The sequence below is a fragment of the Streptococcus infantis genome (assembly GCF_000963255.1).
In the GTDB taxonomy this organism is placed as follows: domain Bacteria; phylum Bacillota; class Bacilli; order Lactobacillales; family Streptococcaceae; genus Streptococcus; species Streptococcus nidrosiense.
The window spans coordinates 1-15,144 of the sequence record NZ_JYOV01000012.1; the positions used below are offsets into that span (position 1 = coordinate 1).

The 15,144-nt window shown below is 41.5% G+C and carries 12 protein-coding genes, 17 tRNA genes and 2 rRNA genes; 30 read left to right on the forward strand and 1 reads right to left on the reverse strand.

Translation table 11 applies throughout. The annotated features are described in order from the left end of the window. The 19 genes from TZ96_RS04690 to TZ96_RS04780 form a co-directional block, all read left to right on the forward strand. Window positions 1-2,118: ribosomal RNA gene (locus tag TZ96_RS04690) — 23S ribosomal RNA — on the forward strand; the annotation flags it as partial. Window positions 2,119-2,196: 78 nt separating this feature from the next. Next, window positions 2,197-2,312: ribosomal RNA gene (gene rrf, locus TZ96_RS04695) — 5S ribosomal RNA — on the forward strand. Window positions 2,313-2,316: 4 nt separating this feature from the next. Further along, window positions 2,317-2,389 (forward strand) — tRNA-Val (locus tag TZ96_RS04700). Window positions 2,390-2,391: 2 nt separating this feature from the next. Continuing rightward, a tRNA-Asp gene (locus TZ96_RS04705) sits at window positions 2,392-2,464 on the forward strand. Between the two features lie 24 nt (window positions 2,465-2,488). Further along, window positions 2,489-2,561: transfer RNA gene (locus tag TZ96_RS04710), tRNA-Lys, on the forward strand. A 5-nt stretch (window positions 2,562-2,566) separates the two neighbouring features. Further along, window positions 2,567-2,648: transfer RNA gene (locus TZ96_RS04715), tRNA-Leu, on the forward strand. 12 nt (window positions 2,649-2,660) lie between these two features. Further along, window positions 2,661-2,733: transfer RNA gene (locus TZ96_RS04720), tRNA-Thr, on the forward strand. A 26-nt stretch (window positions 2,734-2,759) separates the two neighbouring features. Beyond that, window positions 2,760-2,831: transfer RNA gene (locus TZ96_RS04725), tRNA-Gly, on the forward strand. 7 nt (window positions 2,832-2,838) lie between these two features. Continuing rightward, a tRNA-Leu gene (locus TZ96_RS04730) sits at window positions 2,839-2,924 on the forward strand. Window positions 2,925-2,932: 8 nt separating this feature from the next. Continuing rightward, window positions 2,933-3,006, forward strand: a tRNA-Arg gene (locus tag TZ96_RS04735). Between the two features lie 16 nt (window positions 3,007-3,022). Next, window positions 3,023-3,096 (forward strand) — tRNA-Pro (locus TZ96_RS04740). A gap of 5 nt (window positions 3,097-3,101) precedes the next feature. Then, a tRNA-Met gene (locus TZ96_RS04745) sits at window positions 3,102-3,175 on the forward strand. 13 nt (window positions 3,176-3,188) lie between these two features. Continuing rightward, window positions 3,189-3,262: transfer RNA gene (locus TZ96_RS04750), tRNA-Ile, on the forward strand. A gap of 11 nt (window positions 3,263-3,273) precedes the next feature. Beyond that, window positions 3,274-3,363 (forward strand) — tRNA-Ser (locus tag TZ96_RS04755). 10 nt (window positions 3,364-3,373) lie between these two features. Continuing rightward, a tRNA-Met gene (locus TZ96_RS04760) sits at window positions 3,374-3,447 on the forward strand. A gap of 3 nt (window positions 3,448-3,450) precedes the next feature. Beyond that, a tRNA-Phe gene (locus tag TZ96_RS04765) sits at window positions 3,451-3,523 on the forward strand. Window positions 3,524-3,536: 13 nt separating this feature from the next. Beyond that, window positions 3,537-3,607 (forward strand) — tRNA-Gly (locus TZ96_RS04770). A gap of 36 nt (window positions 3,608-3,643) precedes the next feature. Then, window positions 3,644-3,717: transfer RNA gene (locus TZ96_RS04775), tRNA-Ile, on the forward strand. A 6-nt stretch (window positions 3,718-3,723) separates the two neighbouring features. After that, window positions 3,724-3,811 (forward strand) — tRNA-Ser (locus tag TZ96_RS04780). 37 nt (window positions 3,812-3,848) lie between these two features. Here the strand turns inward: TZ96_RS04780 and TZ96_RS10165 are convergent. Then, a protein-coding gene (locus TZ96_RS10165) for an ISL3 family transposase (protein ID WP_198921492.1) occupies window positions 3,849-5,143 on the reverse strand; the annotation gives its coding sequence in 2 pieces (ribosomal slippage) (window positions 3,849-4,894 and window positions 4,894-5,143; 1,296 coding nt in all). A gap of 633 nt (window positions 5,144-5,776) precedes the next feature. Between TZ96_RS10165 and TZ96_RS04795 the strand changes: the two genes are divergently transcribed. The 11 genes from TZ96_RS04795 (at window position 5,777) to TZ96_RS04845 (ending at window position 15,082) form a co-directional block, all read left to right on the forward strand. Then, window positions 5,777-6,910 carry a DUF4767 domain-containing protein gene (locus TZ96_RS04795; protein WP_045763112.1) on the forward strand — a complete coding sequence of 378 codons (1,134 nt, stop codon included), beginning with the start codon at window positions 5,777-5,779 and terminating at the stop codon, window positions 6,908-6,910. A 148-nt stretch (window positions 6,911-7,058) separates the two neighbouring features. Continuing rightward, window positions 7,059-7,763 (forward strand): hypothetical protein, encoded by a 705-nt coding sequence (locus TZ96_RS04800; protein WP_045763113.1) that lies wholly within the window; start codon window positions 7,059-7,061, stop codon window positions 7,761-7,763. A 150-nt stretch (window positions 7,764-7,913) separates the two neighbouring features. Beyond that, entirely contained in the window at window positions 7,914-8,345 is a 432-nt protein-coding gene (locus tag TZ96_RS04805) for a pyridoxamine 5'-phosphate oxidase family protein (protein WP_045763114.1), read from the forward strand. Window positions 8,346-8,349: 4 nt separating this feature from the next. Beyond that, on the forward strand, window positions 8,350-9,183 hold the full coding sequence (locus TZ96_RS04810; protein ID WP_045763115.1) for an SIR2 family NAD-dependent protein deacylase: 834 nt from the start codon (window positions 8,350-8,352) through the stop codon (window positions 9,181-9,183). Continuing rightward, a complete protein-coding gene (locus tag TZ96_RS04815; RefSeq protein WP_045763116.1) occupies window positions 9,168-9,932 on the forward strand; it encodes a protein-ADP-ribose hydrolase in 765 nt (254 codons plus the stop codon). The genes TZ96_RS04810 and TZ96_RS04815 overlap by 16 nt, the downstream gene beginning before the upstream one ends. An 88-nt stretch (window positions 9,933-10,020) precedes the next feature. Next, on the forward strand, window positions 10,021-10,470 hold the full coding sequence (locus tag TZ96_RS04820) for a MarR family winged helix-turn-helix transcriptional regulator (protein ID WP_052696559.1): 450 nt from the start codon (window positions 10,021-10,023) through the stop codon (window positions 10,468-10,470). A 3-nt stretch (window positions 10,471-10,473) separates the two neighbouring features. After that, window positions 10,474-11,238 carry a nuclear transport factor 2 family protein gene (locus tag TZ96_RS04825; protein WP_045763117.1) on the forward strand — a complete coding sequence of 255 codons (765 nt, stop codon included), beginning with the start codon at window positions 10,474-10,476 and terminating at the stop codon, window positions 11,236-11,238. 13 nt (window positions 11,239-11,251) lie between these two features. Then, window positions 11,252-12,211, forward strand: coding sequence for a zinc-binding dehydrogenase (locus TZ96_RS04830; RefSeq protein ID WP_045763118.1), 960 nt, complete (start codon window positions 11,252-11,254; stop codon window positions 12,209-12,211). Then, the gene (locus TZ96_RS04835; RefSeq protein WP_045763119.1) at window positions 12,212-12,940 is read left to right on the forward strand and encodes an ATP-binding cassette domain-containing protein; all 729 of its coding nucleotides are present in this window, start codon (window positions 12,212-12,214) and stop codon (window positions 12,938-12,940) included. It begins immediately after the preceding gene. After that, window positions 12,933-14,453, forward strand: coding sequence for an ABC transporter permease/substrate-binding protein (locus TZ96_RS04840; protein WP_045763120.1), 1,521 nt, complete (start codon window positions 12,933-12,935; stop codon window positions 14,451-14,453). Before TZ96_RS04835 ends, TZ96_RS04840 begins: the two co-directional genes overlap by 8 nt. Further along, entirely contained in the window at window positions 14,450-15,082 is a 633-nt protein-coding gene (locus TZ96_RS04845; protein ID WP_045763121.1) for an endonuclease III domain-containing protein, read from the forward strand. Before TZ96_RS04840 ends, TZ96_RS04845 begins: the two co-directional genes overlap by 4 nt. Window positions 15,083-15,144: the final 62 nt, after the last annotated feature.

Here is a 15,144-nt window from a genome sequence, read left to right on the forward strand (position 1 = left end):
GCTTGGATGACTTGTGGGTAGCGGAGAAATTCCAAACGAACTTGGAGATAGCTGGTTCTCTCCGAAATAGCTTTAGGGCTAGCGTCGACATTAGAGATTCTTGGAGGTAGAGCACTGTTTGGGTGAGGGGTCCATCCCGGATTACCAATCTCAGATAAACTCCGAATGCCAATGAATTATGGTCGGCAGTCAGACTGCGAGTGCTAAGATCCGTAGTCGAAAGGGAAACAGCCCAGACCACCAGCTAAGGTCCCAAAATAATTGTTAAGTGGAAAAGGATGTGGGGTTGCACAGACAACTAGGATGTTAGCTTAGAAGCAGCTATTCATTCAAAGAGTGCGTAATAGCTCACTAGTCGAGTGACCCTGCGCCGAAAATGTACCGGGGCTAAAACAATTTACCGAAGCTGTGGATACCTTTATAGGTATGGTAGGAGAGCGTTCTATGTGTGAAGAAGGTGTACCGTGAGGAGTGCTGGAACGCATAGAAGTGAGAATGCCGGTATGAGTAGCGAAAGACAGGTGAGAATCCTGTCCACCGTAAGACTAAGGTTTCCAGGGGAAGGCTCGTCCGCCCTGGGTTAGTCGGGACCTAAGGAGAGACCGAAAGGTGTATCCGATGGACAACAGGTTGATATTCCTGTACTAGAGTATGTAGTGATGGAGGGACGCAGTAGGCTAACTAAAGCAGACGATTGGAAGTGTCTGTCTAAGCAGTGAGGTGTGAATTGAGTTAAATGCTTAGTTCTATAACATTGAGCTGTGATGGGGAGCGAAGTTTAGTAGCGAAGTTAGTGACGTCACACTGCCAAGAAAAGCTTCTAGCGTTTAAACATACTCTACCCGTACCGCAAACCGACACAGGTAGTCGAGGCGAGTAGCCTCAGGTGAGCGAGAGAACTCTCGTTAAGGAACTCGGCAAAATGACCCCGTAACTTCGGGAGAAGGGGTGCTGACTTTAAGTCAGCCGCAGTGAATAGGCCCAAGCAACTGTTTATCAAAAACACAGCTCTCTGCTAAATCGTAAGATGATGTATAGGGGGTGACGCCTGCCCGGTGCTGGAAGGTTAAGAGGAGTGCTTAGCGGAAACGCGAAGGTATGAATTGAAGCCCCAGTAAACGGCGGCCGTAACTATAACGGTCCTAAGGTAGCGAAATTCCTTGTCGGGTAAGTTCCGACCCGCACGAAAGGCGTAATGATTTGGGCACTGTCTCAACGAGAGACTCGGTGAAATTTTAGTACCTGTGAAGATGCAGGTTACCCGCGACAGGACGGAAAGACCCCATGGAGCTTTACTGCAGTTTGATATTGAGTGTCTGTACCACATGTACAGGATAGGTAGGAGTCTATGAGATCGGGACGCCAGTTTCGAAGGAGACGCTGTTGGGATACTACCCTTGTGTTATGGCCACTCTAACCCAGATAGGTGATCCCTATCGGAGACAGTGTCTGACGGGCAGTTTGACTGGGGCGGTCGCCTCCTAAAAGGTAACGGAGGCGCCCAAAGGTTCCCTCAGAATGGTTGGAAATCATTCGCAGAGTGTAAAGGTATAAGGGAGCTTGACTGCGAGAGCTACAACTCGAGCAGGGACGAAAGTCGGGCTTAGTGATCCGGTGGTTCCGTATGGAAGGGCCATCGCTCAACGGATAAAAGCTACCCTGGGGATAACAGGCTTATCTCCCCCAAGAGTTCACATCGACGGGGAGGTTTGGCACCTCGATGTCGGCTCGTCGCATCCTGGGGCTGTAGTCGGTCCCAAGGGTTGGGCTGTTCGCCCATTAAAGCGGCACGCGAGCTGGGTTCAGAACGTCGTGAGACAGTTCGGTCCCTATCCGTCGCGGGCGTAGGAAATTTGAGAGGATCTGCTCCTAGTACGAGAGGACCAGAGTGGACTTACCGCTGGTGTACCAGTTGTCTTGCCAAAGGCATCGCTGGGTAGCTATGTAGGGAAGGGATAAACGCTGAAAGCATCTAAGTGTGAAACCCACCTCAAGATGAGATTTCCCATGATTTTATATCAGTAAGAGCCCTGAGAGATGATCAGGTAGATAGGTTAGAAGTGGAAGTGTGGCGACACATGTAGCGGACTAATACTAATAGCTCGAGGACTTATCCAAAGTAACTGAGAATACGAAGCGTGATTATTTTAAGTGAAATTTGAAAGATATTCAATTTTGAGTAGGTATTACTCAAAGTTAAGTGACGATAGCCTAGGAGATACACCTGTACCCATGCCGAACACAGAAGTTAAGCCCTAGAACGCCGGAAGTAGTTGGGGGTTGCCCCCTGTGAGATAAGGAAGTCGCTTAGCTAAAGGGAGTTTAGCTCAGCTGGGAGAGCATCTGCCTTACAAGCAGAGGGTCAGCGGTTCGATCCCGTTAACTCCCATAGGTCCCGTAGTGTAGCGGTTATCACGTCGCCCTGTCACGGCGAAGATCGCGGGTTCGATTCCCGTCGGGACCGTTTAAGATAACGGAAGTTATTTTAGACTCGTTAGCTCAGTTGGTAGAGCAATTGACTTTTAATCAATGGGTCACTGGTTCGAGCCCAGTACGGGTCATCATTGCGGGTTTGGCGGAATTGGCAGACGCACCAGATTTAGGATCTGGCGCTTAACGGCGTGGGGGTTCAAGTCCCTTAACCCGCATAATAGAAATAAGCCGGCTTAGCTCAGTTGGTAGAGCATCTGATTTGTAATCAGAGGGTCGCGTGTTCAAGTCATGTAGCCGGCATTTTTTAATATAACCAAGAGGTCGATGCGAACGTAGTTCAGTGGTAGAACACCACCTTGCCAAGGTGGGGGTCGCGGGTTCGAATCCCGTCGTTCGCTTAGAGAGGCCGGGGTGGCGGAACTGGCAGACGCACAGGACTTAAAATCCTGCGATTGGTAACGATCGTACCGGTTCGATCCCGGTCCTCGGCATATAATGAGCACCCTTAGCTCAACTGGATAGAGTACCTGACTACGAATCAGGCGGTTAGAGGTTCGACTCCTCTAGGGTGCATTTTTTCTATTTAACTCGGGAAGTAGCTCAGCTTGGTAGAGTACTTGGTTTGGGACCAAGGTGTCGCAGGTTCGAATCCTGTCTTCCCGATTGATGGCGGTGTAGCTCAGCTGGCTAGAGCGTCCGGTTCATACCCGGGAGGTCGGGGGTTCGATCCCCTTCGCCGCTATAATGATCTTGTTGGACCTTTAGCTCAGCTGGTTAGAGCTCTCGGCTCATAACCGAGTGGTCGTAGGTTCAAGTCCTACAAGGTCCATTAAATACTATGGAGGATTACCCAAGTCCGGCTGAAGGGAACGGTCTTGAAAACCGTCAGGCGTGTAAAAGCGTGCGTGGGTTCGAATCCCACATCCTCCTTTATTATTAACGCGGGATGGAGCAGCTCGGTAGCTCGTCGGGCTCATAACCCGAAGGTCGTAGGTTCAAATCCTGCTCCCGCAATAAGGCTCGGTAGCTCAGTTGGTAGAGCAATGGATTGAAGCTCCATGTGTCGGCGGTTCGATTCCGTCTCGCGCCATATTTGTTTTTATGCGGGTGTAGTTTAGTGGTAAAACTACAGCCTTCCAAGCTGTTGTCGCGAGTTCGATTCTCGTCACCCGCTTTGAACATTTAGTTCATTTACCAAGTTATTTAACTTGGGCGCGTAGCTCAGGTGGTTAGAGCGCACGCCTGATAAGCGTGAGGTCGGTGGTTCGAGTCCACTCGTGCCCATTAATAGGAGAATTACTCAAGAGGCTGAAGAGGACGGTTTGCTAAATCGTTAGGTCGGGTAACTGGCGCAAGGGTTCGAATCCCTTATTCTCCGTAATTAGAGCTTATTAGCTCTTTTTTTGTACCTTTAATTATCGGCTCTTTGTCAACTGTAGTGGGTTGAATAAAAGCTGACATCTGGAGAGGACAATCGTTGTCCTCTCCATTTTTATATTCAGAGCGATGAAAATTCGTTTCTTAAAGTTATCAAAGTTCCGAAATCCAAAGGCATTTCGTTTGATGAGTTTAATGAGATTATTAGTCGCTTCCAATTTAGCGTTGGAATAGGGCAATTGAAGGGCGTTGACAATTTTCTCTTTGTCCTTGAGAAATGTCTTAAAGACAGTCTGAAAAAGAGGATGAACCTGCTTCAGATTGTCCTCAATAAGTCCGAAAAATTTGTCAGCTTCTTTATTCTGGAAGTGAAAAAGCAAGAGTTGATAGAGATTATAGTGGTGTTTCAATTCTTCTGAATAGCTCAAAAGCTTGCCTAGAATTTCTTTATTCGTTAAGTGCATGCGAAAAGTAGGGCGATAAAATCGCTTATCGCTGAGTTTACGACTATCTTGTTGGAAGAGCTTCCAGTAGCGCTTGATGGCCTTGTATTGATGGGATTTTCTATCGAATTGGTTCATAATTTGAACACGAACTCGACTCATAGCACGGCTGAGGTGTTGGATAATGTGAAAGCGATCTAGAACGATTTTAGCACATGGGAAAAGCTGTTTAGCTAAGTCATAGTAAGGACTAAACATATCCATAGTAATGATTTTCACTCGACATCGGACGGCTCTATCGTAGCGCAGAAAGTGATTGCGGATGATAGCTTGTGTTCTTCCCTCAAGAACAGTAATGATATTGAGCTGATCAAAATCTTGTGCGATAAAACTCATCTTTCCCTTGGTAAAGGCATACTCGTCCCAAGACATAATCTCTGGAAGACGAGAAAAATCATGCTTAAAGTGAAAGTCATTGAGCTTACGAATGACAGTTGAAGTTGAAATGGATAGCTGATGTGCAATATCAGTCATAGAAGTCTTTTCAACCAACTTCTGAGCAATCTTTTGGTTGATAATACGAGGAATTTGATGCTTCTTCTTAACAATAGAAGTCTCAGCGACCATCAATTTAGAGCATGATAGCACTTAAAACGGCGCTTTTTAAGGCGAATTCTAGTAGGCATACCAGTCGTTTCTAGGTAAGGAATCTTAGACGATTTTTGAAAATCATATTTCTTCATTTGATTACCGCAATCAGGACAAGACGGGGCGTCATAGTCCAGTTTAGCGACAATTTCCTTGTGTGTATCCCTATTGATGACATCTAGAATCTGGATATTAGGGTCTTTGATATCGAGTAGTTTTGTGATAAAATGTAATTGTTCCATAGGATTCTTTCTAATGATGGTTTGGTCGCTTTTCATTATAGATCTTATGGGACTTTTTTTCTACACAAAAATAGGCTCCATAATATCCATAGGGGATTTACCCACTACAAATATTATAGAGCCTTTTTGTGCCTTTAATTATCAAATTTGCCCTCTTTGACAACTGTGGTTGAGTTATGAATTGTTACTATCTGGAGCTAAACAAAATGGTTCGCTCTTTTTGTTTTCAAATTTAGGAAGATTTTGGTTTAATGTTATTAAAGTCACGGAGTATAAAAGTATTGTTTAATGATTTCGTGACTTTTCCTAGCTTCTATCTTTCATTTATATTTTATTGTTTCAATGCGTCAATAGTCTTTTATTTAATTTCCTGTAAGCTTGTATAATCATTTAACTGTATTATAGGTTAACTTTAAATAATGGTTAATCTCTCTTGTTATAGGGCCTATGAGATTTCTTTACATTATATTTAGCTACATAGTATTTATTGAAGGTGTATCGAATATAAGAATTATAGAACTTATTTACTTAGTATTTGTATATATAAGTTTTTTTTATCTTACCGAAACTCTCAAATATTTGATATAATGTAAGCAAAGCTATGGTCACCATTCATTTCAAGAGGAGTTTTTTATGGGTAATAGAAGTATAGTAGGAAGTCTGTTTATTCTTATATTTAGTTTTTTTACAGTTGGTTGTAGTAATCAAAATTCTGAGTTTTCTAGTAAAGATGTTAGTTTATCTACTTCAACTACTAGTAACGAGATAAAGTCTGGGGAGTCTAAGAAAGATTATAAAGATTTGTACAAGTCAGTTTTTGATGATTACCAAAAAATATTTTCTACTTCGAATGATTCAACTGCAATTTCAAATCTTTATCAAAGTTTAAAAGCTACTGAACGTCCTATCAATAGTTGGTCTATTGAAAATACTATAAATCGTTCAGATGATATGCGTTACTCCTTTGTTGATTTAAATGATGATGGTGTTGAGGAGTTACTTGTTGCGGATCTTAATTTAAGTGGAAAATACTTTTTAACTGGAGTGTACTCTTTACAAGAAGGTAAACCTGTGCTTTTAGCAGAAGGATTTGCTGCAGGACATGGTGGAGTTAGGAATGCGTCAATTATTTATCAAGGTGGGGAGATTCTTGAATTAAGTTGGTCGTCAGGAACTGGTAAAGGTTATGGGACTCTTTATAAGTTAAATGAAAAGCAAAAGGGGGCTAGTAAACTTCAGGAAAAAGAATTTCAAATAGAGACTAATTATATTGGATCTAATTTTGGAAAAACTGAATCGGATCAAATTGATTTAAGAGGTTTTGATTGGCAAAAATTTGAAAGCTCTACTAGCACGACCATTTCGGGAGAAAAACAAAAAGCTCCTTGGAATGCAAGCAAATCTGCAAAATTAGAATCCTTCATTAAAGGATGGGGCGAAAGACTAGGTCAACCTAATTACAAAAAAGGAATTTCTGGTGGTGATGTTGGTGCGGATAATCTCTATAGCTTTGGAGATGGACCAAGCGAAAAAATGAATGCCGAATACACGGATACAGGTTTAGGTAATGCTAAGTATCGAATTGTGGAGCGATATAGTAACTGGGATAAATACCCGGACGTGCACAGCTACTTTTTTGCAATAACTGATACAGGGGAAGCGATTGTTTTTCATTCTCCAACAACAAATGGTGGAGTCATGTATTTAAAGCCGACAGAGAATACAGAGATCCAAGCGGAGTTTAAACGCTTAGTTGAGGAAGAATAGAAAAATGAAGAGTTTGGTCTTGGCCAAGCTCTTTTTATAAAAATCTCTTTCTTCCGTGTTTATGCTTTTTGAGTGTTTAATGGTATACTTGTGTTAAGTCAGATAGAAAAGTGTCATTCGATGACGACATTATCAGTAAGGAGAATATATGCCAAAAATTGTGAAGTTTCATAGTATTTATTATAGATTTGTTCTATTTATAGTTTTTTTATATTTTTCTGTTGTCTATCAAATTGCTGGGCGAGGAATTCAAGAATTTACTATATTTAATTACGCCTTTAGCTTTCATCAAACACAGTTAGTGTATTGCCTTCTTTTATTAATTTTAGTTGGTATTGGCATTAACTTTCTTTGCCCTTGGAAATTTTCTATATCTCCAAAAGGGATTTATCTTAGAAGATTAGCTTTATTTGTTCCTTGGACTGATATTAGTGGAGTTTCGCACGTTTGGATTAACAAGGCGAGTAATTTTAGTAGTGGGATTAATTTTTATAACAACAAATGTTTAGTTTTTTATCGTCATGATTACAAGCCAATTTGTGTCTATAATATTTCTTTATTGGCTTTATTTGCTGTCAAACTCTTTAATTCTCAGATCAAGACGAATATCTTATCAGCTAGTTTTGCTACGGGGGTTAATATTCTATTAAATGCTTTAATTTTCTTTTATCTTTATTTTTTTGAATTAAGGAATCTTAGTTTTAGTCTTTTCCTACTCTTTTGTTTACTATATTTTATAAAAATTTTTATCATTCCCTTATGGTTGGTTTATAGTCAAAATTCTAAGTATGGTCCTTATCTGGTTCATAGTAGTTTCTTAAAGAGGAATGATTCAGATGTGATTCATGTTTGATTTTATAAAAATGATGACTTTCTACTTTTGAGTAGAAAGTTTTTATTATTTCGATATCGAAATAGTTGACAGGTGTAATAAAAAGAGTTACAATTGTTTCATAAAGTTCGATATGGAACTAAAATTCAAAGAAAGACATGGTGTTATATAATGGATTATTTGAAAGTACTAGTCGAAGAGATTCATTCAGTTGTAGTGGCAACGGTTGATGAAACGGGACATCCGCATACAGCTGTCATGGATATGATGTGGGAGGATGGGAAAACAGTCTATTTTTTGACAGCTGATTTTAAACCCCTCTACAAGCGTCTTAAGGAAGATGGACGTGTAGCGTTGACAGGGATGACTCAAGGAGCAGGAACCATGGACCGTAAATCCATTTCCTTAACGGGTCAGGTGGAGTGGATTGGAAAAGAGCATCTTGAAGAGTTGTTGGAAGCTAATCCATATATGTATGAGATTTATCCGACAGAAGAGGGACGAAGTCACTTACAAGTCTTTCGTTTTAAAAAAGCAGTAGGAGGCTTTTATGATTTGACACAATTGCCTCCCTACCAAGCAAGATTTGAAATTGAGGTATGATAAGATGACAAAGATTCAAGAAGCAAAGAAAATTATTGAAGAAGCAGATAAGGTTGTGATTGGAGCAGGAGCTGGTTTATCTGCAGTGGCGGGTTTAACCTACTCAGGGTCACGTTTTGAGGTTTTCTTTAAAGATTATATTGATCGTTACGGCATGCAGGATATGTATTCTGCCGGATTTTATCCTTTTGAGACTCCTGAGGAGCGCTGGGGCTATTGGGCCAAACATATCTATCATAATCGTTACCAGCCAGAGGGACTTCCACTTTATAGAGATCTTTTCGACTTGGTAAAGGACAAGGATTATTTTGTGATTACGACCAATGTAGATGGGCAGTTTATGAAGACAGGATTTGCTCCGGAACGTTTCTTTGAAGTACAGGGCAACTACGGAGAGTGGCAATGTTCCGTCCCTTGTCGCCAGCAAGTCTTTGATAATGAAGGAGCTGTCATGGAGATGCTAAAAGAAATCAAGGACTTGAAAATTCCAACCGACTTGATACCGTATTGTCCTCATTGTGGGGCGCCAATGACCATGCATTTACGTGTAGACCAGGATTTTGTTCAAGATGAGACTTGGGAGGAATCTTATGAAGCCTATCAAAGATTTTTGGAAGGGATAGAAGATCAAAAGGTTGTCTTCTTAGAATTGGGTGTCGGTTACAATACGCCGACCATCATTCGCTATCCTTTTGAGAAAATGACAGTAGTATTTCCAAAGGCTCATTTGATTCGCCTCAATCGTGATGATCTTGAAGGCTTTGCTGCTACAAAGGAAAAGACAATTTCTATAAACGATGATATGAGGGAGGTACTCCAACAATGGCTAGAATACTAGAATATTTGATTGATGTTTTAAAAAGCGAGCAAGGATTGACAGAACTAGAGATTCCTGAAAAGGTAGAGGAGCAAGAAGTGTTGTATCGGGCTCTTCAAAATGTCCGCTATCCAGCACCAGTGACAGCCGACTTTCTCTACCAACAAGACCGTTATTTACAAGAAAAACTATTAGAAAAAGGAGTTGTAGACTTGAGAGACTTAACTCCCATTCGGACCAATCTCTACCTGTGGCAAGGCGATATCACTCGTCTGGCGGTTGATGCCATTGTCAATGCGGCCAACAGTAAGCTTTTAGGTTGTTTTGTACCTAATCATTCGTGTATTGACAATGCTATTCACACAGCTGCAGGAGTTGAACTGCGTCTAGCGTGTCATGAGCTCATGCAAGAGCAAGGAAGGGATGAAGTTACAGGTCAAGCAAAGATGAGCAAGGCCTACAACTTACCTTCACGCTATGTTCTTCATACAGTGGGCCCTATTATCTATGAAGAAGTGACAGATTTGGAAAGACGACAGTTAGTCTCGTCGTACGAAGAGTGTTTGAACTTAGCTTATGAAAAAGGTCTTAGAAGCTTAGCCTTTTGTTGTATCTCAACAGGAGAATTTCGTTTTCCAAATGAAGAGGCAGCCAAGATTGCGATAGAGACGGTTGTACAGTTTCAGAAAAAACACCCTGATATGATAGTTGTATTCAATGTTTTTAAAGATCTGGATTACGCGATTTACGCAGATTTATTAAAAAATTGATATTTCTATATCGAAATAGTTGATAGATGTAATTCATAGTGTTACAATAGTTCAAAAGGTTCGATATAGAATAAAAAAAGGAGACAAAATGGATAAGATGTTAGGGGGCTACCAAGCTCTACAGATTCGTTTGTTAAACGGGCGTATCTTTCAAAAACTCTTGAGCAAGGAACCAGATGCTCAATACAGAAGTGAACAGGGAAAAATTTTAACGATTTTGTGGAAGCAAGAGTTGGGGTGCGCTACAGCGACCGATATCGCTCTTGCGACGGGGCTAGCCAATAATACATTGACCAGTATGGTTAAGAAATTGGAAGAACAAGGCTTGGTCACGATTCAACCTTGCACGCAGGATAAAAGGAAAAAATATATTTCTTTGACAGACCTCGGTTGGGCGCAAAAAGAAATCGGTGACCGCGTTAGTAAAGAGTTGGGAGAGATTTTTTATCAAGGATTTTCTGATCAAGAAATCCGAGAATTTGAAGCTTATCAAGCGCGTATTATCACTAATTTAAAGAAAAAAGAAAACGAGGAATAAATCATGTCCCTTCAAGCACAAAATGCACAAAATCTCTATATTCATGCTATTCAAGATGGGTGTGTAGCAGAAGCGCAGGCGAGCTCTGTAGGGGATACCTATATCCAACACTCGACAGGAGTGCCAGATGGGAAAGAAGGATTCGCTGCTTTCTTTGCAGATTTTTTTAAGCGCCATCCAGAACGTGAAATCAAGATTGTTCGGACTATTGAAGATGGAAATCTGGTCTTTGTTCATGTGCACCAATACCTTAACGGTGGAGAAGCCCAATGGGTGACGACAGATACTTTCCGTGCAGATGAAAATGGTCGTATCGTTGAGCATTGGGACGTTATTGACTACTATCGCACACCTGAAAATGGACAACTAGATCAGATCTTTGGAGATTTTGAAATCAAGGATTTGGAGAAGACGGCGGAAAATAAAAAATTGGTCCGTCGTTTCTTGACAGAAATTTTCCAAAACAAGGAGCTCGATCAATGGGAAGACTTTGTGGCAGAGGATCTGATCCAGCATAATCATGAGATTGGGCAAGGAAGCCAAGCTTATAAGGACTACGTACTTGAGCACCATGTGTCCTATGATTTTGTTTTCCAACTCTTGACGCAAGGGAATTTTGCAGTTAGCTATGGTCAGGTATTGATTGATGGCGTTGCTTATGCTCAGTACGATATCTTCCGTTTAGAAAATGGAAAAATTGTTGAACATTGGGACAATAAGGAAGTGATGCCTAAGGTGGAAGACTTGACCAATAGAGGAAAGTTTTAAGAAGGAGTACCTTATGAAAGCAGTTGTGGTGAGTATTCCAGGTGGACCAGAGGTATTAGAAGTGGTCGAACGACCAAAACCAGTCCTGAAGGCAGGTTGGAGCCTGGTGAAAATCCAAGGATTTGGCATCAATCACAGTGAAATTTTTACCCGCAAGGGACAATCACCATCAGTAAAGTTTCCTCGTGTGTTAGGAATTGAGTGTGTCGGTCTTGTGGAGGAAACAACACGACCGGATTTGAAGATTGGCCAGCAAATCATTTCCATTATGGGGGAGATGGGCCGAGCCTTTGATGGAGGCTATGCAGAGTATACCCTTCCTCCCAATGAGCAAATTTATCCAATCAAGACAGAACTTGATTTGGAAAGTTTGATCGCCCTTCCGGAAACTTATTACACGGCTTTTGGCTCTTTTCTCAATCTTAAGATTGAGGAGCAAGATAGCGTGTTAGTTCGCGGGGCAACCAGTGGTGTAGGAATTGCCTTTGCTAAACTGCTGAAAGGGAAATTTCCTAATATTCACTTGGTAGGAACTAGCCGAAATCTTGCTAAGGAAGAGAAACTGAAAGCGGTCGGATTTGATCAAGTGATTTTGGAGAAGGATGGTGTCTTGCAAACGAAAGAGCAGTTCGATAAGGTTTTGGATCTTGTTGGTCCAAGTGCTATTCTCGATACTTTTGCGCGGACAGCAGAAGGTGGGATTATCTGTTCTTGTGGCCTACTAGGTGGTCAGTGGACTGTTCCAGACTTTGATCCGATCGAGATGCTCTCTCGCAATCTCTACTTGACGACCTTTGCTTCTGGCAATGTGTCTCAAGATAAGCTTCAGGCTTTGGTAGATTTTGTCGAGCAGTATCGTGTAGATGTAGGGCCTGAAAAAGTTTATAAGATTGACCAAATTCAGGAAGCGCATGCTTATCTGGAAGGAAGCCATTCTTTTGGTAAAGTGATCGTGAAAAATGAGGTAGATTAAATGATTGAATACAAACATGTAGCCTTGCGCTACACGGATAAAAATATTTTAAAAGATGTCAATCTCCGTATTGAAAATGGAGAATTCATGGTGCTAGTGGGTCCTTCAGGATCTGGTAAGACCACCATGATTAAGATGGTGAACCAACTCTTGGAGCCGACAGATGGCAATATCTATATGGATGGAAAACGCATCAAGGACTATAATGAACGGGAGTTACGTCTCAGTACCGGCTATGTCCTCCAAGCTATTGCCCTATTTCCTAACTTGACGGTTGCGGAAAATATAGCTCTCATTCCTGAGATGAAGGGCTGGAGCAAAGAGCAAATCGCTTCTAAAACAGAAGAACTCTTGAACAAGGTAGGCCTGCCTGCTGCAGAGTATGCTCATCGGTTACCAAACGAGTTATCTGGTGGGGAGCAACAGCGGATTGGCATTGTACGAGCCATCATTGGGGAACCAAAAATCTTGCTGATGGATGAGCCCTTTTCAGCCTTGGATGCTATCTCTCGCAAGCAGTTGCAAGCTCTCACCAAGGATTTGCATAAGGAGTTCGGGATGACCACCATCTTCGTTACTCATGATACGGACGAGGCTTTGAAATTAGGGGATCGAATTGCAGTTTTGCAGGATGGAGAAATTCGTCAGGTCGCAGACCCTGAAACAATTTTACAAGCGCCTGCGACAGACTTTGTAGCAAACTTATTTGGAGGTAGCCTTCATGTCTAATTTGATTTCAACCTTTCAAGAGCGTTTTGGGGAATGGTTAACCGCTCTTGGTCAACACTTACAATTATCGCTTTTGACCTTATTGGTTGCTATTTTTCTGACCATCCCACTTGCGGTTTATCTAAATAGCCACAAAAAAGCGGCGAATTGGGTGCTACAAATTGCGGGTATCTTCCAGACCATTCCTTCAATGGCTTTATTGGGTCTCTTTATTCCTTTCATGGGAATTGGAACCTTACCGGCCCTTACAGCTCTAGTCATTTATGCTATTTTCCCGATTTTGGAAAATACAATCACAGCCTTGAACGGCATTGATCCTAGTCTTGAGGAGGCAGGTATTGCTTTTGGAATGACCAAGTGGGAGCGACTCAAGAAGTTTGAAATTCCACTTGCCATGCCAGTCATTGTATCGGGGGTTCGTACAGCAACCGTTATGATCATTGGGACAGCAACTCTAGCTGCTCTTGTTGGAGCTGGAGGATTGGGCTCCTTTATCCTTTTGGGAATTGATCGTCGGAATGCTAGTCTGATTTTAATCGGTGCAATCTCATCAGCTATTTTGGCTATTCTCTTTAATGTTGTTCTCAAATGGTTGGAAAAGGCAAAGTTGCGTACAATTGTTGCAGCCTTTGCTGTTATGGTGCTTGGTTTGGGAGCTAGTTATGCTCCAAGCATGATTCCAAATAAAGAGAAAGAAAATCTGGTTATAGCTGGGAAGTTGGGACCTGAACCTGAGATTCTCATGAATATGTACAAGCTTCTCATTGAGGAAAATACGGATATGACGGTGACGGTCAAGCCTAACTTTGGGAAGACAGATTTCCTTTATCAAGCGCTGAAAAAAGGGGACATTGATATCTATCCAGAATTTACAGGGACTATTACAGGTTCTCTCTTGCAGCCAGCTCCTAAAGTGAGCAATGACTCTGAAGAAGTTTTTGAAGCTGCGCGTGATGGTATTAAGAAACAGGATAATCTAGTCTTGCTGAATCACATGGCTTATCAAAATACTTATGCTATAGCAGTTCCTAAAAAAATTGCGCAAGAATATGGACTTAAGACGATTTCAGACTTGAAAAAAGTAGAAGGACAGCTCAAGGCAGGATTCACTCTGGAGTTTAACGACCGCGAGGATGGAAACAAGGGATTGCAATCTGTTTATGGACTAAATCTCAATGTGGCAACAATGGAGCCAGCCCTTCGCTATGATGCGATCAAGGCTGGTGATATACAGATTATGGAAGTTTACTCGACAGACCCAGAAATCGAACGTTACCAACTTCAAATTTTAGAAGATGATCAACACCTCTTCCCTCCTTATCAAGGCGCTCCACTCATGAAAGCTGAATTACTCGAAAAACATCCGAAGTTGGAAGCTGTTCTTAATAAACTAGCTGGAAAAATCACCGAGAGCCAGATGAGTCAGATGAACTACCAGGTTGGTATTGATGGTAAGGATGCTTATACTGTTGCACATGATTTCTTGGTGGAACAAGGATTGTTGAAGAAATGATGAGGCAAGAAGAAATACAAGAAACTCTTTTGCGACTCTGTAAGCACTATGGAGAACAAAATTGGTGGCAATCGGATAACAAGCTGGAAGATTTGGTATCGACTATTCTTATCCAGCGAACAACAGAGAAGAATGCCAAGTTAGGTTTAGCTGGTCTTATGGATATCATGACAGTAGAGGGTATCCTGGCTTTATCGCTAGAAGAGTTACAGGAACGTATTCGACCTGCTGGATTTTTTAAGCAAAAATCTCAAACGATTAGGGGACTTCTGATTTGGTTAAGAGAAAATGGTGGTTTTGAGGTTCTTGCCAAGATTGGAACAGAAGATTTACGGAAGCGACTTTTGGAGTTAAAAGGGATTGGACCAGAGACTGCAGATGCACTTTTACTTTATCTTTTTGATCGTCCCGTTTTTATTTCTGATGAATATGCTAGAAGACTTTTTCGACGCTTAGGATTTGGAAACTTTAAAACCTATAGTGAAATGCATGCTGTTTATAGTGACGTCTTGGAAGGACTCACTCTTAAACAATGCCAAGAGATTCATGCTGTTATTGATGAGCATGGGAAAGCTTTTAGTAAAAGTAAAGGCCAGTTAGACGAAAGTTGGTTACGAAAAAAATTCTAAGACTTCTTGTCTTAGAATTTTTTTAGTGAATTTATTGCCTCAAAAAATCATAGTTTGATTAG